Raw genomic sequence first — 18,365 nt, 5'->3', positions numbered from 1 at the left:
TGGATCATGCGGGCAGTGGATCAGCGCTGGCATCTCCTATCGTGCGGAGCACAGGGGTCACCCCATTGAGCACGATGCGAGATGAGAGGTCGGCCGGGTGATCGGAAAGATGAAGGCTCGCCGGCGAAAAGGGTTGTTTTGGATGCGAGTGGGCAGCACGGCACCGGTCGCCGACCCGGCTGGACGACGCCGGAGTTCTGGCAGGCGCCGATCGGGCCGCTCTACGTCGCGACCCTGGTCCTGGCGATCGGGCGTGGGGCCTGGTACACGTGCTGGGCGTTGTTCTACCTGCGTTCGATCGGCCTCACCGCCGCCGAGTTCGGCATCGGCATCACCGTGGCGGGGCTCGTCGGCATGCTCGCCGGGATGCCGTTCGGCTACCTGGCCGACCGGATCGGGCCGCGTGAGGTGCTGTTCGTCCTGGCGACGGTGCAGGGCCTCGCCACCATCTCGCTGGCGTTCGTCTGGGACTTCTGGGCCGTCATGCTGGTCACCTGCGCGGTGATGATGGTCGAGCGCGCGGCCCCGGGCATCCGGGTCGCCGTGACGTCGGGGCTGACCACCGGTGAGACACGACTCAAGACGATCTCGAACTGCCACGTCATGAAGGAGATAGGGGCGGTCGCGGGCTCGATCCTCGGCGGAGTGGTGCTCTTCTTCGACAACCGCCCGGCGTACGTGTCGATGGTGGTGTTCTGCGGCGCGGCGAACCTGGCCTTCGCCTTGTTGATGACGCGCGTGCCACATGTGGAGTCGCTGCGCGAGCGTAAGGTCCGCCGCAAGGTGCTGGTGTTGCGCGACAAGCCGTTCCTTGCGCTCACCGCACTGAGCGGGGTGCTGGCGCTGAACTGGGGCATCTACGACGCAGGGCTGCCCTTCTGGCTCACCACGCAGACCGAAGCGCCGCCGTGGACGATGGCGGCTCTGATGGTCTGCAACGGCGTGATGATCGTGCTGTTGCTCAATCGCTTCACCCGGGCCGCCGCGACCGTGCCCAGCGCGGGCCGGTTGGGTCTGCTCGCCGGCGTCACACTCGGCCTGTCCTGCCTGGTGTACGCGATGACCGGCGGCGGTGCCGGTACGGTGGTGATAGTCCTCCTGTTCGCTGCCGCAGCCGTGCACACGGTGGGCGAGTTGTTCCTCCTGGGCAGTGGCTACGGGCTCTCGGTCGGGATGACCAAGGAGGACGCCCACGGCGAGTACCAGGGCATGTACGGCGTGGGCGAGGGTGCCGCCATGATGCTCGCCCCGGGCCTGCTGACCGCGCTGTTCAGCGGCTGGGGGACCGGTGGGTGGCTTCTGCTCGGCGGGCTGTTCCTGCTGTCCGGCGTGGGGCTGCTGCTGACGAGTCGCTGGTCGATGCGGGAACAACGGCGGGCGGAGCAGGTCGGGGTGCCGGCCGAGGTGGGAGCCGTAGCGTGAGAACGTCGAGGAGGATGCGGTGAGCCTCGCCGCCGAGTTGACCGCCGTGGCACGAAAGGTCATCGACGCGAACCTGTACATGACGCTCGGCACGGCCGATCAGGACGGTAGGCCGTGGGTGTCGCCGGTGTACTTCGTCGCGTCGCCCGGGCTCGGCGAGTTCTACTGGGCCTCGACCACGCAGACCCGGCATTCCCGCAACCTGGCGGTGCGGCCCGAGCTCAGCATCGTCATCTTCGACTCCCAGGTGCCGGTATACCAAGGCCGGGCGGTCTATCTGACTGCGGTCGGCCAGGAACTGTCGGGTGCTGAGCTGGACGACGGCCTCGCGGTCTACAACGGGCCGGCCGCCGTGCGCGGGGTCTCCCTGGTCGAACGCGCGGACCTCGAAGCCCCGGCGGCCTACCGGCTGTACCGTGCCGTGGTCCGCCGCCCCTACACGCTCGATCCGAGCGGTCATGATCTGCGGGTCCCGGTGGACCTCTGACGTCCGATGGTGGCCGGGTGATCGGGTGATCGTCCGGCAAGTTGTCGATCACCGTTTCGGGCTGGGATTGCGCATTTTGAAAGACGGCCGGCGATCGAGCGCCATGGCAATCTGTCCCTTCGGGCCACCGGGCGGAGGTTCATCGGCGTGCGCCGGGTGAACCAGAAGGGACAACACACAGATGCATTCCAACGACAACTCTCCGGCTCCACTCGCCGGACGGCGTGAATGGCTAGGCCTGGCGGTGCTGGCTCTTCCCACGCTGTTGCTCTCCTTGGACATCAGTGTGCTGTTCCTGGCGCTGCCCGCGCTGAACGCCGACCTGGGTGCCAGCAGCACCCAGCAACTGTGGATCATTGACGTCTACGGGTTCATGACCGCCGGTTTCCTCGTCACCATGGGAAGCCTGGGCGACCGGATCGGCCGGCGCCGCCTGCTGCTCATCGGCGCCGCCTGTTTCGGTCTGCTGTCGGTGGTCGCGGCCTACTCGACCAGCGCCGAGATGCTCATCGGCGCCCGGGCGCTGCTCGGCATCGCCGGAGCCACTCTCATGCCCTCGGCCCTGGCCCTGATCAGCAACATGTTCCGCGACGCGAAACAGCAGGGCATGGCCATCGCCGTGTTCATGAGCTGTTTCATGGCCGGTTCGGCCATCGGCCCGGTGGTGGGCGGTGCCATGTTGACCTACTTCTGGTGGGGCTCGGTCTTCCTGCTCGGCGTGCCGGTCATGCTCCTGCTCCTGCTGGCCGGTCCGACGCTGCTGCCCGAGTTCCGCAACCCCGAGGGATCCCGGCTGGACCTGGTCAGTGTCGTGCTCTCGCTCGGCTCAATCCTGTCGATCATCTACGGGCTCAAGGAGCTGGCGCGGGCCGGCTGGGAGCTCGCCCCCGCGTTGGTCCTCGTCGCGGGCGTGGTGATCGGCGCGGTCTTCCTGCGCCGGCAGCGGACGCAGCCTGACCCCCTGCTCGACCTGGGCCTGTTCCGTCACCGCTCGTTCAGCGCCGCGCTGACCATCATGCTGCTCGGCTCTGTGATGATGTCCGGCCTCTCCCTGTTCTTCATCCTGTTCCTTCAGACGGTCAAGGGTCTGTCGCCGCTGGAGACCGGACTGTGGATGGTGCTCTCGGCGGTCGGCATGGTCATCGGTGGCATGGCGGCACCGGGTGTGGCGCAGAAGGTCCGCCCGGCGTACGTGATCGCTGCCGGGCTCGGCATCACCATCATCGGCTTCCTGCTGATCAGCCAGGTGGAGCAGACCGCCTCGATCGCGATGCCGCTGATCGGTATCGCGGTCGTCTCCATCGGCGCCGGCTCGTACGCCTCTCTCGGCACCGGCCTGGTGGTCGGATCGGTGCCGCCGGAGCAGGCCGGTTCAGCCGCCTCCTTGTCGGAGACCAGCGGCGAGTTCGGTGTGGCGCTCGGCATCGCCGCGATCGGCAGTGTCGGCACCGTCGTGTACCGCAGTCAGCTGGAAGTGCCGGCGGGCGTGCCGGCCGACGTCGCGGCATCCGCCGAGGAGAACATCACCGGCGCCGTCGCGGCGGCGGCCGAGCTTCCGGGCCAGGCCGGCTCGGCGCTGCTCGACGCCGCGCAGACGGCGTTCACCGTCGCCGTGCAGAACGTCGCGATGGTCTCCGCCAGCATCGCTGCCATCCTCGCGGTGATCGCCGTCGTGGCGCTGCGTAGTGCCCCGCCGACCGGTGCCGCACCGGATTCGACCGGAGCGGACGAGGACGGCACGGTGCCGGCCGCGACCGGCAGCCCGGTGCCGACCGAGGCGAGCGGCGCACCCGGCAACGCCTGAACCTCTCGGGAGGGACCAGTCACCGCCTCAAGGCGATGCCTGGTCCCTCCTTTGCGTCGCCGCCCAGCCGACGGATCGACGGCGGGTGCGGTCGCCACCGATCGGCCGGACCCTGTCCCATCTCGCTGCTTGCGAGACACCATCGGTCGACGCGGCGACGACGGGCACGGGACGGCGGATCGCAAGCCGGGAGATGCGGCACTCGGTTGACCGGCGGAATGCTGACTGGACCTTGTCCGTCGTGAGGAGAGACAGCATGGAGTACGGACCAGACCACGCGGAGCTCTACGACATCGTGTTCCGTAGCCGCGGTAAGGATTTCAACGCAGAGGCGGAGGAGCACACCCGTCTGATCCGGTCGCGGCTTCCGGCCGCCCGGACGCTGCTGGACGTGGCCTGTGGCACCGGCGCCCATCTGGAGACCTTCGCGAAGCTTTTCGACCGGGTCGAAGGGCTCGAACTCACCCCGGCGATGCGGGACGTCGCGACCCGACGGCTTCCCGGGGTCACCGTGCATCCCGGAAACATGGTCGACTTCGACCTGGGCCGGACGTACGACGCGGTGGTCTGCATCGGCAACGCGGTGGCTTCGGTCGCCACCGCGCAGGAACTGTCCGCTGCGATCGGGCGGATGGCGGCGCACCTGGTGCCGGGCGGCGTGTTGCTCATCGAGCCGTGGTGGTTCCCGGACAACTTCATCGACGGCTACATCAGCACCCACCTGGCCGAGGAAAAGGACCGGGTGATCTCCCGGATCAGCGTCTCGACCCGGCAGGGCGACCGCAGCCGCATCGAGATAAACAGTGTGGTGGCCGACGCCTCCGGGTTGAAGGGCTTCACCGACGTGCTGTCGGTCGGCCTGTTCACCCAGGACGAGTATGAGCAGGCGTTCCGGGATGCCGGATGCACGGTGGAGCGACTGCACGGCCTGCGCCTCGGCGACGGCCGGCCCACCAGTCCCGGCATCTTCGTGGGCACCCGCCGCTGAGGATGACTCGACGGGGCCGGCGGTGGGCTTCAAGCCCACCGCCGGCCCCGCGTCGTACGTCGACGGTGGGCCGGGCGTTCAGAGCAGGCAGGCCATCAGGCTGCGCGCCTCCACGTTGACGTAGTAGCCGTGCCGGCTGAGCCGTTCGAGTAGACCGAGGCTCATCCATCGGTAGTTCGTAGGCGCCTTGATCGGGTGGCCTTCGGGTAGTTCGACGACCAGGTGTTCGGTGTCGGCGCGGTGGAACCGGCCGCCGTCCTCGGATTGCAAGGATTTGGCGCGAACTTGGGCGGCCGGTGCGGTGAGGTATTCCATCAGTGGCGGTTGGTCCTGCGGGCCGCGTAGGTAGCCGGGCGCCAGTTGTACGGTGGCGGCCAGTTCCAGTCGGTCGGTGGAGCCGGGTTGTACCAGTGCTTGGACCAGGAAGCGCAGGACGCCGTTGCGGCGCTGACAGACGAAGGCCACCAGGTTGCCGGGTACGGGTTGCAGCATCGGTTGGGTCCAGGTGTCGACCTCTCGGCTGGTGGCTCGCACCGACAGGCCGATGATGCGGAAGTAGGCGCCGTCGCGGTGCCGGATGCTGCTCCCGTCGGTGATCCAGCCGTCCATCTCGGACAGACCGACCCGGCGGACGTCGAGGTGGTACCGCTCCTTCTGGTCGATGAGCCAGGTCATCGCGGTCGACAGGTCGTCGTCGGTGCGGTCCGCCTGGTGTGACTCGACGACCGCCGTGTGGAAGCGGCCGCTGCCGCGGGGGTTGGCGGTGTCGGCGTAGATGATGCAGGCCAGGACGGTGCGGGCGTTCATGTTGACGTTGCCGAGCGCGAGTTGGCGGCGTAGTTGGCCGAGGGTCAGCCAGGTGAAGTCTTCGCGTACCGGGATGTCGACGTCCGACGGGATCTCGACGATCATGTTGCGGTTGCGTTTGTGCAGGTACCAGGAGGCGTGTTCGGAGAGCAGCCGGTCGACGACGATCCGGCCGCGGGTGCCCCGGAGGAAGTACTTCAGGTACGGGGTGGCGCGCCCCCCGTGGACCCGCTGGTAATTACTCGGCGTGGCCTGCACCGTGGCCGCGTACTGGACCAGGCGGGTGTTGCCGGGTTCCATCTTGACCTGCATGAGGAAGTGCAGGACGCCGTTGATCCGCTTGACCAGGATGCCCAGGATCCCGATCTCGGGCTGCACGATGATCGGCTGGTACCAGTGCGGCACCGGGCCGAAATTGGTACGCACGGACAGGCCCTCCACGGTGAAGAACCGGCCGGAGGAGTGGATGAGCCGATCCTCGGCGCGCCATTCGGTCAACGTCTCCAGCGGCACCTCGGACACCTGGTAGGAAGCGGACGCGGAGCGTTCCTTCAGGAACACGTCCGGGTCCGGGGTCTCGGGGGTGGTCGTCGTCAGGGCCGACGTCAGAAAGTCGTCAGCGCGGCTCACAGGATTCGACATCCTGTTCTCCTTCCGAGGCGGGGCGGCCGGTCAGATCGACGAGATGGACGGCAACGGGAAGACCAGCCGGCCACCGCGGGCCAGGAAGTCCTGCTCCCGCTCGATGAATCCGCCCCGGTGCACCCAGGGCAGCACGAGCAACTGATCGGGCCGACGCGCCTTCGCGTCCTCCTCGGACACGATCGGAATGTCGCTGCCGGGAGTACGGCTGCCGTGCTTCTCCGCGCTGACCTCGCCGATGCACGGCAGATCCCGTGAGTCGATGCCACAGAACTGGAGGATCACATTGCCCTTGGTGGACGCCCCGTACCCGAGGGTCAGCTTGCCGGCGGCTCGGGATTCGTCGAGGAACGACCGCAGCTTGTCGCGGTGCTCGTGGACCCGGCGCGCGAACGTCTCGTACGGCGTGGTGGTGTCCAGCGCCAATGCCGCCTCCTGGCGGCGGATCCGCTCGATCGAGGCGGTGTCGATCCGGTGCCGGGCCGGGTCCTTGACCAGAGTGACGCACAGGCTGCCGCCGTTGACGTCGGTGATCTCGGCGCTCGTGAGGGTCAGTCCGACCCGCTCGGCCATCCACTCGATCTGCCGCAGGCTGTAGTACTCCAGATGCTCGTGGCAGATCGCGTCGTACGCCGGCGTCTGCAACAGCGGCAGCAGATAACTCATCTCGATCATCCACATGCCGTCGGTGGCCAGGACGTCGCGGACGTCGGCCATGAACCCGAGCGGGTCCGGCAGGTCGTAGAACATCGCGATCGACGTGACGATCTTCGCCTGGCGGTCGCCGTACCGCTCGGTGAACAGGGCCTTGCTGAAGAAGTCCGGAATCAGGTCGATGTCGTCGGGGTAGTACTCACGCCACTTCTCGCCGGTGGGGTCGATACCCACCCGGGTGATCCCGGCCGGGTAGGCCTTGAGCAGCGTGCCGTCGTTGCTGCCGATGTCCAGCACCAGGTCCGAGTCGGCCAGGTCCACCATGCCGGTGAGCTGCTCCACCTTCCGAGCCAGGTGGTTGACCATGAACGGTCGGATGCTCGATCGATACCCGTAGTGGTCGCCGTACATCAGCGACAGGTCAGCGGTGTGCCGCAGCTGCACCAGACCGCAACCGTCCGGGGAACACCGCACCAGTTGCAGCGGCGCCACCGGCACCCCCTCGCCCGGCCGGGGGAAGATCCCGGTCAGCGCCTGGCTGCCGAGGTCCAGCACCGGCAGCAGTGTGCCGTTGCCGCAGATCCGGCACCGGGCGCACTCGACGATGGCCATGTCTCCGGTCATAGTCACAACGCCTCCACGTGAATCCGATCGGGTACGGGTGCGCGACCCGGACACTCTGGGGGCCAGTCTTTGCTGACCGGGTAGCGCCGAACATCTCCTGTATTGCGTGCCAGGCCACACCGCCCGCCCAACGGCGAACAGCGCACCGTGGAAGACGTCCGGGGCCGTGCTGACTGGCCACGATGAGAGAGCTACCTGCACCGACCCGTACTGCACTGGGAGTGGACGTGGACGAGGATCCGCCGATTGTCATCGACGCCGCCGGCAACGACATCCACGGCGAAGCCGCCCGCATCCGGGCACGCGGACCCGTCACCCGGGTGGAGTTGCCCGGGGGGCTCGCCGCCTGGTCCGTGACCGGCTACCACGCCGCCCGCCAGATCCTGGCGGACGAGCGGTTCGCCAAGAACGCCCGGCGGCACTGGCCGGCGTACGTCGAGGGCACGCTCGCGCCGGACTTTCCGCTGCTCAACTGGGCGCGCATGGACAACATGTCCACTGAGGACGGTGAATCGCACATCCGCAAGCGCCGGCTGGTCGCGGGTGCGTTCAGCCCGCAGCGCATCGCGGCCATGCGGCCCTGGATCGAGCGGGTCGTGACACGCGCGCTGGACGACCTGGCCGCCCGGGCGGCCGCGGAGCCCGACGTGCCGGTCGACCTGAAGGCGGGGTACGCGCATCCGGTGGCCTCGCAGGTGGTCGGCGAGTTGCTCGGGGTGCCCCCGGCCCACCGGGACCGGATCCTCGCCGGCGCGGGCTACAAGCCGGCAACCCCGAGCGAGATGGCCGAGGCGTTCGCCGTTCTCCGGCGCAACGTCGAGGAGCTGGTCGCGGCGAAGCGTCGTGAGCCGGGCGAGGACCTGGTGAGTGACCTGATCGCGGCCGGTCCGGCCGGGTGCCCGGTGACCGGCGCCGGCCCCGACTCGGACGCGGAACTGGTCAGCATGGTGCTGCTGATCCTGAACACCGGCACGGAACCGGCCATCAACCTCATCACCAACACGGTGGCCGCGCTGCTCACCCGGCCCGACCAGCGCGAACTGGTCCGGACCGGCCAGGTCGGCTGGGACGACGTGGTGGAGGAGACGCTGCGATCCGACGCACCCGTCGCGCATCTGCCGTTCCGGTTCGCGGTCGAGGACGTGACGGTCGCCGGCGTGACGATCAAGCGCGGCGACCCGGTGGTGGTGAGCTTCGCGGCGACCGGCCGTGATCCCGAACTGCACGGCCCCGAGGCGGGGGAGTACGACGCGCTCCGCACGGACAAGCGGCACCTGGCGTTCGGGCACGGCGCCCATCGGTGCATCGGCCCCGATCTGGGTCGGCTCGAAGCGCGGATCGCGGTGGAGTCGCTCTTCACGCGCTTCCCCGGCCTGCGCCTCGGGGTGAAACCCGGGCAGCTCACCGGGCAGGGCACGTTCGTCATGAACGGCCGTAGCGCGCTGCCGGTCCACCTCTGACGTAGCCGGCGGCGGGTACGCCCGCCGCCGGCCGGCTCAGCGCCAGAGCGCGGCCTCCACCGCCAGGCACTGCTCGTACTCCGGGAGCAGGCCCTGCACCCTCGCCTCGGCGAGCGTCGGAGCGACCTGATCGCGGGCGGAGAGGATCAGTGGGATGTCGCCCGGCAGCGGCAGGCCCAGCGCCGCGTCCCGCGGATCCACCGCGTGCTCATTCTCCGGGACGTACTCGCCGGAGATCAGGTACGACATCACGGTGTCGTCGCGCAGCGCGATGAACACGTGTCCGACACCGACCGGGAAGTACACCGACCGGAAGTTGTGGGCATCCACCGCTACGGCGTCCCACCGCCCGTACGTCGGTGAGCCGACCCGGATGTCCACCACGATGTCGAGGGCGGCGCCCTGCGCGCAGTACACGTACTTCGCGCAGCCCGGCGGCGTGGCGGTGAAGTGGACCCCGCGCACCACGCCGCGGCGGGACCGGCTGTGGTTCGTCTGGGCGACCGGGAACAACGGCCGACCGGTCGCCCGCCGGAACGCCGTCTCCTGGAAGGGGGAGACGAACAGGCCACGATCGTCGTGCAGCGGCGTCGGGGTGAACTCGAGGGCGCCCGCGACAGCGAGCTCGCGTATTCGCATCGGTCCGCCCTGGCCGTCAGGCGGCCTGCCGGAGGGTACGTTTCTCGACGGAGGCGATGAGCTCGTCGGCCACCCGCTGCGCCTCCTCGTCGGTGAGCGCCTGGTGCAGGGGCAGCAGCAGGGTCGCGGCGGCGGCCTGGTCGGTGCCGGGCAGTACGGCGTCCGACCCGTAGAGCGGGGCCCGGTGCAGCGGTGGGTAGCGGAACGTGGTGTAGATGTCGCGTTGCAGCAGATCTCCGGCCACGTCGTCGCGAATCCGCGGGTCGAGCTGCACCCAGTAGAAGTAGTTGGTGGAGACATGACCCTCGGGCGGCTGCGGCGGACGGCGGATGCCCGGATACGGGGCGAGCAGCCGGTCGTACGTCTCGGCGATCTCGCCGCGCCGCTGGATGAAGGAGGGCAGGCGGCGCAACTGGATGCGTCCGATCGCGGCGGTGAGGTCGTTGCCGATCAGCCGCCGTCCGATCTCGTGGATCTCCTGATCCCACCAGCGCTGGGGATTGTTGCTCATGGCGGCGAACGCCCCGCGGTCCTGCATGCCGTGGTAGGCGAGGCGGTGCGCCCGACGGGCCAGCTCCGGATCCCGGACGTAGATCATGCCGCCGTCCCCGGTAGTGATGATCTTGCGCGAGTCGAAGCTCCACACCGAGATGTCGCCGAAGGAGCCGCAGGCCCGGCCGTCGACACGCGACCCCACCGAGCAGGCGGCGTCCTCCACCAGGGTGATGCCGCGCTCGCGGCACAGTTCGGCGACGGCGACCACATCACCCGGCAGGCCGCCGTAGTGCAGCAGCGTCACGGCCTTGGTCCGGGGCGTGAGCACGGCCTCGATGTCGGCGACCGAGGCGTTCAGGGTGTGCGGGTCGACGTCGCAGAAAACCGGTCGGGCGCCCGTGGCGGCGACCGTGTTCGCGTTGGCCACGAAGCTCACCGAGGGCAGGACCATCTCGTCGCCAGGGCCCAGTTCGAGGAGCTCCATGGTGAGGCCGAGGGCGGAGGTGGCCGAGTTGACGAAGAGCATTCCCTCGGCGGGCACCCCGATGTGGTCGGCGAACTCCTGCTCGAAGGCCTTCGTACGGCGTCCGTACCCCAGCCAGCTGCTCTCGAAGACCTCCCCGACGGCCGCGAGTTCCTCGGTGCCGACACTCGGCTGGAACATGTGGATCATCGTGCGTCCTCTCCGGCCGGCGGGGCCGCCTGTCGGCATCCGCGTGCTGCTCGGGAGTTCATGCTCAGCGGCGCGGTGATCCGTCGCAACTCCCGGAATGCCGTCTCGTCAGCGACCGGGCCGCGACAGCTGGCACGCCGCCGGGGCCTGCCCCGGGGCACGCTGCATGCGCCCCGCGCACCGGCGTCTTTCGCCGTGCGAGATCACCCGCACCGCAGGCGGTCGGCAAGCACGAAGATGCGGCCGCCGGTCGGCAGGTGATGAGAATCGATCCGCAGCCATGCGGCTCGGCAGCGACCGCCCTTCGTCCGTCACACTTCCGGGAGCGCAGATGACCATTGTCGGAACCGATGTCGCCGTCGAGTTCGACGGCGAGACGCTCGGCGCGGCGGACATCCGCCGCATTACCGATGGCGACGCGCCGGCAGGGGTGTCCTGATGGGTTTGCGGACGGCATACCGGACGTGCCCGCTGTGCGAGGCCGTCTGCGGGCTGAAGCTCACGTTGGACGACAAGGACCGGGTCATCTCGGTCACCGGCGACCAGGACGACCCGTTCTCCCGGGGATTCATCTGCCCCAAGGGCGCCAGCATCGGGCGCCTGGACGAGGACCCGGACCGGCTCACCGCCCCGATGATCCGCACCGGTGACTCCTGGCGGACGGTGGACTGGGACGAGGCGTTCGCCGCCGTGGCGCAGGGCATCGAGGCGGTGGTGGCCGAGCACGGCCGCGAGGCGCTGTCGCTCTACTACGGCAACCCGACCTTCCACACCATGGCCGGCATCCTCTACCGGGGGCCACTGGCCGCTGCTCTGGGCACCCGCAACGTGTTCGGCGCGAGCACCGTCGACCAGATGCCCAAGCACGTGGCCGGTGGCCTGATGGTGGGTGATCCGTGGGCGGTGGCGGTACCGGACCTGGACCGTACCGACCATCTTCTGATCATCGGAGCCAATCCGGCCGTGTCGAACGGGTCGCTCTGCGCGGCACCGGACTTCCCCGGCCGGATGGCCCGGTTGCGTGACCGTGGCGGCCGGATCGTCGTGATCGACCCGCGCCGGACGCGTACGGCCGAACTCGCCGACGAGCACGTCTTCGTGCGGCCCGGCAGCGACCCGGCGTTGTTGTTCGCGATGGTGTGGACCCTTTTCGACGAGTCGCTCACCGAGATCCGGATCCCGGTGGCCGGGCTGGAGCGGCTGCGGGACCTGGCCGCACCGTTCACCCCGGAGGCGGTGGCCCCGTACTGCGGTGTCCCCGCGCCGGTGATCCGGCGGCTCGCCCGCGAGTTGGCGGCCGCGCCCACCGCGGCCGTCTACGCCCGGATCGGCACCTGCACCGCGGAGTTCGGCACCCTCGCACAGTGGCTCGTCGACGTGCTCAACGTGCTGACCGGCAACTTCGACCGCCCCGGCGGGGTGATGTACGCGCGGCCGGCGACCGCCGAGGTGCACAAGAGCCCCGAGCCGTACGTGTCCGGGCGCTGGCACAGCCGGGTGCGTGGGTTGCCCGAAACGCTCGGCGAGTTCCCGGCCGCCACCATGGTCGACGAGATCGAGCGGTCCGGGCCGGGGCAGATCCGGGCACTGGTGACGGTCGCCGGCAACCCGGTGCTGTCCACCCCGGACGGCGCCCGCCTCGACCGTGCCCTCGCCGGACTGGATTTCATGGTGGCCGTGGATCCGTACTGCAACGAGACCACCCGGCATGCCAACGTGATCCTGCCCCCGCCGCGGACCTTGCAGATGCCGCACTACGACTTCCTGATCTCGACGATCCAGGTGCGCAACTACGCCCGCTACTCCCCGGCGGTGCTCCCGCTGGAGCCGGGGCAGCGCTCCGAGGCCGAGATCCTGGAGCGCCTCACGCTGATCGCCATGGGAGCGGGCGCTCAGGCCGACCCGTCGGCCCTGCCCGAGCAGATGCTCGCCCAGATGTTGGGCGCGATGGTCACCATCCCGGGCACGCCGATGACCGGCGCCGACCCGGCCGAACTGCGAGCCGGCCTGGACGGGGCCGACGGTCCGGAACTGCTGCTCGACGCGATGCTGAGGATGGGCCCGTACGGGCTCAGCCTGGCCGCTCTCCGCGAGCATACGCACGGCCTCGACCTGGGCCCGCTCGAACCGCGCCTACCCGGACTGCTCAAGACCCCGCACGGCCGGTTGGAACTGGCCCCGCAACCGCTGGCCGAGGACACCGTCCGGCTGCGGGACGCGATGCGTCGCCCGCCCGCGCCGATGCTCCTGATCGGGCGCCGGCAGCTGCGCTCGAACAACAGCTGGATGCACAACGTGCCGCGGCTGGTGGGCGGCAGCAACCGGTGCACCCTGCAGATCCACCCCGACGACGTGGCGCGGCTCGGCCTCAACGGCCGGGCCCGGATCAGCTCCGTCTCCGGCGAACTGGTGGTCGACCTGGAGCCGACCGACACGATCATGCCGGGCGTGGTGAGCCTGCCGCACGGCTGGGGCCATGGTGGGACGGCGCAGAAGATCGCCGCCGCGCACGCCGGTGTGAACGTCAACGAGCTGACCGGTGGCGGGCTCGTGGACGTGCCCTCGGGTAACGCGGTCTTCAACGGCGTGCCGGTCACCGTCGCCCCAGAGCCGGCCTGAGCTGGATACCTTCTGAACCGCAGCACGTCGACGCCCCGTAGCTGGGCGTCGACGTGCTGCTGCGGCCGATCACCGTGGGTCGACCGCACTTCGAGGGACACGGCGACAGCAACCGTGGAGATGCAGTTTGCCCTGCCCACGGGCCGGGTGCTTGCCCACCGCCCCGTGGTGAACCGGGGTCCCTGCCTGAGCATCGCAGGAGATGTGACGCCGTCGATGCCGGTGAGACGCTTTCGTCATGACCCTCTCCGCCAACGTCGTTGACCAGGCGACCACCCGGGCCGAGCTGAACGAGCAGGCCACCGCCGTGGTGCCGGAGCCGATCGCCCGGCAGCAGGAGACCGAGGACCGGACCTACTACGCCGAGGACACCCACCGGGTCTGGCGGGATCTGTCCATCGGGCACACCGCCTCCGCGGTGGTGCTGACCACGACGAGCCCGCGGCTGCTCACCCAGGTGCGGATCGACGCCAGCGCGGTCGAGGCAACGCAGTGACCCGGCCGCTGACCGGCGATGAGTACGTCGAGAGCCTGCGCGATGGCCGTGAGGTGTTCCTCTACGGTGAGCGGGTCAAGGACGTCACCACTCATCCGGCGTTCCGCAACCCTGTTCGGATGACTGCCCGGCTCTACGACGCATTGCACGACCCGGCGAACCGCGACGTGTTGACCGCGCCCACCGACACCGGTTCGGGTGGCTTCACCCACCCGTTCTACCGGACCCCGCGCACGGTCGACGACATGGTCGCCGATCAGCGTGCGATCGCGGCCTGGGCCCGGATGAGTTACGGCTGGATGGGCCGCAGCCCCGACTACAAGGCGTCGTTCCTCGGCACGCTCGGGGCCAACGCCGGCTTCTATGCGCCGTACAGCGACAACGCCGAACGCTGGTACCGCGAGTCGCAGGAGAAGGTGCTCTTCTGGAACCACGCCATCGTGCATCCGCCGGTGGACCGCAACCGACCGCCCGACCAGGTCGCCGACGTCTACATCCGGGTCGAGCAGGAGACGGACGCCGGGCTGATCGTCAGCGGGGCCAAGGTGGTGGCTACCGGATCGGCGCTGAGTCACTACAACTTCATCGCGCACTTCGGCCTGCCGATCCGCAAGAAAGAGTTCGCACTGATCGCCACTGTGCCGATGGGTGCCGCCGGGGTGAAGATGATCTGTCGCCCGTCGTACGGCGCGACCGCGGCCGCCACGGGCAGCCCGTTCGACTATCCGCTCTCTTCGCGCCTCGACGAGAACGACACCATCCTGATCCTGGACAAGGTGCTGGTGCCGTGGGAGAACGTATTCGTCTACGGCAACCTCGGCAAGGTGCAGATGTTCGCCGGGCAGTCCGGCTTTGCCGAGCGCTTCACGTTCCACGGCTGCACCCGGCTGGCCGTCAAGCTCGAATTCATCGCCGGGTTGCTGATCCGGGCCCTGGAGCTGACCGGCACGAAGGACTTTCGCGGCGTGCAGAGCCGCGTCGGTGAGATCCTCGCCTGGCGCAACCTTTTCTGGGGCCTGTCGGACGCCGCCGCCCGTAACCCGGTGGCCTGGAAGAACGGCGCGCTGCTGCCGAACCCGCAGTACGGCATGGCGTACCGGTGGTTCATGCAGATCGGCTACCCCCGGGTCAAGGAGATCATCCAGCAGGACGTGGCCAGCGGGCTGATCTACGTCAACTCCGGTGCCGAGGATTTCCGCAACCCGGAGATCCGTCCGTACCTGGACCGGTTCCTGCGCGGCTCCGACGGCTCCTCTGCCGAGCAGCGGGTCAAGGTGATGAAGCTGCTCTGGGACGCCACCGGTACCGAGTTCGGCGGCCGGCACGAGCTCTACGAGCGCAACTACGCCGGCAATCACGAGAACACCCGGGTCGAGCTGCTGCACGCGCAGACCGCGTCCGGGCTCGTCGACGGGTACAAGGCGTTCGCCGAGCAGTGCATGAGCGAGTACGACCTGGACGGCTGGACGGCGCCGGACCTCTGGGCTCCGGACCTGCCTACGCGGTGATCCGCGCCTCGGCGCGGTCGCGTGGTTCCTGGTGCGTGCCGGCGCAGCACAGCCTGTCCTGAGCGCGGTTTTGCCGACATGGAGGTGTTGCCATGAGTTTGCCCAGCCCTGCCGTACACGAGCTGGTCCGCCACCGGGCCCAGGCGACGCCGGAAGCCCTCGCGGTGTCCTGGACCAGCGGCCCGGTGAGCGCCGGCGACCTCGACCGGCACGCAGCCCGGATCGCCGCGGCCCTGCCCGGTCTGGCCGGCCGGCCGGTCGCCGTCCGCGTGCCGCCGGGGCCCGACCGCTACGCGGCGCTGCTCGGCGTGCTGCAGGCCGGCGCCCATCTGGTCTGGTCCGGCACCGCTGCCGGCGGCGAGCGTGGCCGGGCGATCCTCGACCAGGTACGCCCGGCTGCCATCCTGAGCGGGGAAGTCCCCGACGAGTTCGCCGCAGCGTACGCCGAACGTACTGGGGTACCGCTGGTGGACGTGACGTCGCTGCCACAGCGCACACCGGCCGTAGTTCCGGTCGTCCCTGAGTCCTGGGCGTACATCGCGCACACCTCCGGCTCCACCGGCCAGCCCAAGGGCGTGCCGCAGACGCACGCCGCCCTCGCCCAGTTCTGCACCTGGTTCGCCGACGAGTTCGGGCTCGGCCCGGGGGTACGCGTGGCGCAGTGGGTGGCACCGGAACACGACCCGGCCATCTGCGAGACCTTCGCGGCGCTGGTGTCCGGGGCACAGCTGTGCCCGGTGCCGCAATCGGCCCGCGTGCATCCCGGCCGCCTGCTCACCTGGCTGGCCGAGCAGCGGATCGACGTCCTGCAGACCGTGCCGAGCTTCGCCCGGGAGTTGCTGCGGGAGAGCACCGCCCGGTCGTCGCCGCTGGCGCTACGACGGTTGTTGCTGATGGGCGAGGCGGTCCCGGAAGGGCTGGTCCACGGCCTGCACGCGGCCGTCCCCGAGCTCGAACTGGTCAATCTGTACGGGCCGACCGAGACGGTGGCTGCCACGTGGCACCGGATTCCGCGGGGAGGGCAGGGCCCGATCCCGATCGGACGGCCGATCCCCGGCCGCGACGTGCTGGTGCTCGACGACGACGACCGGGACTGCCCGGCCGGGGTGGTCGGGGAACTGGTCGTCGGCAGCCCGTACGTGACCCCGGGCTATCTGGGCGGCGACCGTGGGCATGCGGCGTTCCGGCCGGTGGCCGGTCGTGGCCCCGGCCCGTGGTATCGCACTGGCGACCTCGCGCTGCGCCGCGCCGACGGATTGCTGGAGTTCCGTGGGCGGCGCGACCAGCAGGTGAAGATCCAGGGACACCGGCTGGAGTTGGCCGAGGTGGAGGAGGTGCTGGTGGGCCACCCGTCGGTCGCCGAGTGCGCGGTGCTGCCGGTGACAGGTGCCGACGGCATCGTGACCGTGCTGGTCGCGTACGTGGTGCCCGTCGGTGAGCCGGGCCCGTCGCAGTGGCGGGCGCATGTGCGGCAGCGCTTCGGCGACGTGTTGGTGCCGATCAGCTTCCGGGTGGTGCCCGGCGCGTTGCCGCGTACCGAAACGGGCAAGGTGGACCACCGGCGGCTGGCCGGATCCGGCGGTTCGACCGCGCAGCCGGCGCCTGTCGATCAGGGCATGCCGGAAGATGCTCTGCCCTGATCGGACTGCCAGAGTCGGAAGCGGCCAAATGCACGACCGGTCCTGCCCGTACGAGCAGAGCAGTGGACCGGGCGATTCAGGGTTTCAGTGCTGTTCTGCTTCGAGGAGGATCGATGGAGACAATCACCAAGCCGTCACGAGCCGAACTGGTGAGCCGTGCGGCCAAGCTCGGCGCCAGACTGCGGGCGGACGCGCAGGCGGCGGAGGACAGCCGCCGGCTCACCGACGAGGCCCTCGCCGAGCTGTCGGCATCCGGCCTGCTGCGGATGCGGACGCCGGTGCGCTACGGCGGCTACGAGTCCGACATGCGGACCGTCACCGAGGTGGTGGCCGAGTTGGCCCGCGGTGACGGCTCCACCGGCTGGACCGCCGCGGTCTGGCTGATCAGCAGCTGGATGACCGGCCTGTTCCCGGAGGCCGTCCGCCAGGAGGTCTTCGAAGACCCCGACGTACGGATCAGCGGCATCCTGAGCCCGACCGCCGTCGCCGCGCCGGTCGACGGCGGTGTCCTGGTCAACGGCAAGTGGTCCTTCAACACCGGCGCCCAGCAGAGCGCCTGGAACGTCAACGCCGCGGTCCGGCCCGTCGGGGACGGCCAGTTCGAGCCGGTGATGGTGCTGATCCCCATGCGCGACCTGCATGTCGTCGACGACTGGCACACCGTCGGTATGCGGGGCTCGGGCAGCGTCTCGACGGTGGCCGAGGACGTCTTCGTACCGGCCGAGCGGGTGCTGCCCATGGGCCCGGTGATCGTCGGTGCCCACCCGCTGCAACAGGATCCGTCCGCGCCGATGTGGCGCTCGCCGTTCATGCCGATCGCCTGCACCACCGTCGGCGCCGTCGCTTTCGGTCTGGCGCAGGCCGCCCTGGATGCGTTCCTGGAGCGCCTGCCCGGCCGCAAGATCACCTACACCGACTACGCGGAGCAGAGCGCGGCGCCGTTGACCCATCTGCAGGTCGCCGACGCCACCGTACGGGTGGACGAGGCCGGCTTCCACATCCGGCGTACCGCCGACCTGATCGATGCCAAGGCCGCCGCCGGGGACGCGTGGACCCTCCTGGAGCGTGCCCGGGCCCGCCTCGACCTCGGGGCCGTCTGTCGACGCGCCAAGGAGGCCGCCGACGTGCTGGCCGGCGCGAGCGGTGGCAGCTCCCTCTACAACGACGTGCCGATCCAGCGCATCGAGCGCGACATCAAGGCGCTGAATCTGCACGCGATCATGCACCCCGACACGAACCTCGAGCTCTACGGGCGCCTGGTCTGCGGCCTGCCGCCGAACACCCAGTACATCTGATCCCCGTCGAAAGGGACATGAGCACGTAGCAGTGACCAGCGCTCGACGAGGCGGAGACCATCCGCCGTGGGGGGGCGTCTGAAGCGACCTGCGCAGCCTCGGCTCGCACCGC

At 69.7% G+C, this 18,365-nt stretch carries 14 protein-coding genes; 10 read left to right on the top strand and 4 right to left on the bottom strand.

Annotated features, from left to right (window positions below; all coding sequences use genetic code 11):
* Positions 1-138 precede the first annotated feature (138 nt).
* The 4 genes from AB0M35_RS24140 (at position 139) to AB0M35_RS24125 (ending at position 4,701) form a co-directional block, all read left to right on the top strand.
* A complete protein-coding gene (locus tag AB0M35_RS24140) occupies positions 139-1,422 on the top strand; it encodes an MFS transporter (RefSeq protein ID WP_363748042.1) in 1,284 nt (427 codons plus the stop codon).
* Positions 1,423-1,441: 19 nt separating this feature from the next.
* Positions 1,442-1,909, top strand: coding sequence for a pyridoxamine 5'-phosphate oxidase family protein (locus tag AB0M35_RS24135; RefSeq protein ID WP_363748041.1), 468 nt, complete (start codon positions 1,442-1,444; stop codon positions 1,907-1,909).
* Positions 1,910-2,090: 181 nt separating this feature from the next.
* Entirely contained in the window at positions 2,091-3,713 is a 1,623-nt protein-coding gene (locus tag AB0M35_RS24130; protein ID WP_363748040.1) for an MFS transporter, read from the top strand.
* A gap of 256 nt (positions 3,714-3,969) precedes the next feature.
* Positions 3,970-4,701, top strand: a complete 732-nt coding sequence (locus tag AB0M35_RS24125; protein ID WP_363748038.1) for a class I SAM-dependent methyltransferase — start codon at positions 3,970-3,972, stop codon at positions 4,699-4,701.
* 78 nt (positions 4,702-4,779) lie between these two features.
* Here AB0M35_RS24125 and AB0M35_RS24120 read toward each other — a convergent pair whose 3' ends face one another.
* Complete coding sequence (locus tag AB0M35_RS24120; RefSeq protein ID WP_363748037.1) at positions 4,780-6,150, bottom strand: NDP-hexose 2,3-dehydratase family protein; 1,371 nt, start codon at positions 6,148-6,150, stop codon at positions 4,780-4,782.
* A gap of 30 nt (positions 6,151-6,180) precedes the next feature.
* The gene (locus tag AB0M35_RS24115; RefSeq protein WP_363748131.1) at positions 6,181-7,428 is read right to left on the bottom strand and encodes a class I SAM-dependent methyltransferase; all 1,248 of its coding nucleotides are present in this window, start codon (positions 7,426-7,428) and stop codon (positions 6,181-6,183) included.
* Between the two features lie 227 nt (positions 7,429-7,655).
* Between AB0M35_RS24115 and AB0M35_RS24110 the strand changes: the two genes are divergently transcribed.
* Positions 7,656-8,888: a cytochrome P450 gene (locus AB0M35_RS24110; protein ID WP_363748036.1), complete on the top strand. Its 1,233-nt coding sequence runs from the start codon at positions 7,656-7,658 to the stop codon at positions 8,886-8,888.
* A gap of 36 nt (positions 8,889-8,924) precedes the next feature.
* Here AB0M35_RS24110 and AB0M35_RS24105 read toward each other — a convergent pair whose 3' ends face one another.
* Together AB0M35_RS24105 and AB0M35_RS24100 are read right to left on the bottom strand one after the other, a co-directional pair.
* Positions 8,925-9,527 (bottom strand): dTDP-4-dehydrorhamnose 3,5-epimerase family protein, encoded by a 603-nt coding sequence (locus AB0M35_RS24105; protein WP_363748035.1) that lies wholly within the window; start codon positions 9,525-9,527, stop codon positions 8,925-8,927.
* A gap of 16 nt (positions 9,528-9,543) precedes the next feature.
* Positions 9,544-10,695, bottom strand: a complete 1,152-nt coding sequence (locus AB0M35_RS24100; protein WP_363748034.1) for a DegT/DnrJ/EryC1/StrS family aminotransferase — start codon at positions 10,693-10,695, stop codon at positions 9,544-9,546.
* Positions 10,696-11,133: 438 nt separating this feature from the next.
* Here AB0M35_RS24100 and AB0M35_RS24095 point away from each other — a divergent pair, with 438 nt between their 5' ends.
* From AB0M35_RS24095 to AB0M35_RS24075, 5 genes are all read left to right on the top strand, one after another.
* The gene (locus AB0M35_RS24095) at positions 11,134-13,314 is read left to right on the top strand and encodes a molybdopterin-dependent oxidoreductase (protein WP_363748032.1); all 2,181 of its coding nucleotides are present in this window, start codon (positions 11,134-11,136) and stop codon (positions 13,312-13,314) included.
* Positions 13,315-13,552: 238 nt separating this feature from the next.
* Positions 13,553-13,810 carry a hypothetical protein gene (locus AB0M35_RS24090; RefSeq protein ID WP_363748031.1) on the top strand — a complete coding sequence of 86 codons (258 nt, stop codon included), beginning with the start codon at positions 13,553-13,555 and terminating at the stop codon, positions 13,808-13,810.
* Positions 13,807-15,318, top strand: a complete 1,512-nt coding sequence (locus tag AB0M35_RS24085) for a 4-hydroxyphenylacetate 3-hydroxylase N-terminal domain-containing protein (protein ID WP_363748030.1) — start codon at positions 13,807-13,809, stop codon at positions 15,316-15,318. The genes AB0M35_RS24090 and AB0M35_RS24085 overlap by 4 nt, the downstream gene beginning before the upstream one ends.
* Positions 15,319-15,410: 92 nt before the next feature.
* A complete protein-coding gene (locus AB0M35_RS24080; RefSeq protein WP_363748029.1) occupies positions 15,411-16,958 on the top strand; it encodes an amino acid adenylation domain-containing protein in 1,548 nt (515 codons plus the stop codon).
* A gap of 113 nt (positions 16,959-17,071) precedes the next feature.
* Positions 17,072-18,253, top strand: coding sequence for an acyl-CoA dehydrogenase family protein (locus AB0M35_RS24075; RefSeq protein ID WP_363748028.1), 1,182 nt, complete (start codon positions 17,072-17,074; stop codon positions 18,251-18,253).
* Positions 18,254-18,365: the final 112 nt, after the last annotated feature.

The organism is Micromonospora sp. NPDC051196 (genome assembly GCF_040682415.1).
GTDB lineage: Bacteria > Actinomycetota > Actinomycetes > Mycobacteriales > Micromonosporaceae > Micromonospora.
Note: the sequence above shows the minus strand (reverse complement) of the source record. Positions and strands in the feature narration are given on the sequence as shown.

Bases quoted from the DNA above. Each gene is read 5' to 3' on its own strand.
- AB0M35_RS24075 (WP_363748028.1), top strand. From the start codon at position 17,072: ATGGAGACAATCACCAAGCCGTCACGAGCCGAACTGGTGAGCCGTGCG.
- AB0M35_RS24080 (WP_363748029.1), top strand. From the start codon at position 15,411: ATGAGTTTGCCCAGCCCTGCCGTACACGAGCTGGTCCGCCACCGGGCC.
- AB0M35_RS24105 (WP_363748035.1), bottom strand. From the start codon at position 9,527: ATGCGAATACGCGAGCTCGCTGTCGCGGGCGCCCTCGAGTTCACCCCG.
- AB0M35_RS24100 (WP_363748034.1), bottom strand. From the start codon at position 10,695: ATGATCCACATGTTCCAGCCGAGTGTCGGCACCGAGGAACTCGCGGCC.
- AB0M35_RS24115 (WP_363748131.1), bottom strand. From the start codon at position 7,428: ATGACCGGAGACATGGCCATCGTCGAGTGCGCCCGGTGCCGGATCTGC.
- AB0M35_RS24090 (WP_363748031.1), top strand. From the start codon at position 13,553: ATGACCCTCTCCGCCAACGTCGTTGACCAGGCGACCACCCGGGCCGAG.
- AB0M35_RS24095 (WP_363748032.1), top strand. From the start codon at position 11,134: ATGGGTTTGCGGACGGCATACCGGACGTGCCCGCTGTGCGAGGCCGTC.
- AB0M35_RS24125 (WP_363748038.1), top strand. From the start codon at position 3,970: ATGGAGTACGGACCAGACCACGCGGAGCTCTACGACATCGTGTTCCGT.
- AB0M35_RS24120 (WP_363748037.1), bottom strand. From the start codon at position 6,150: ATGTCGAATCCTGTGAGCCGCGCTGACGACTTTCTGACGTCGGCCCTG.
- AB0M35_RS24130 (WP_363748040.1), top strand. From the start codon at position 2,091: ATGCATTCCAACGACAACTCTCCGGCTCCACTCGCCGGACGGCGTGAA.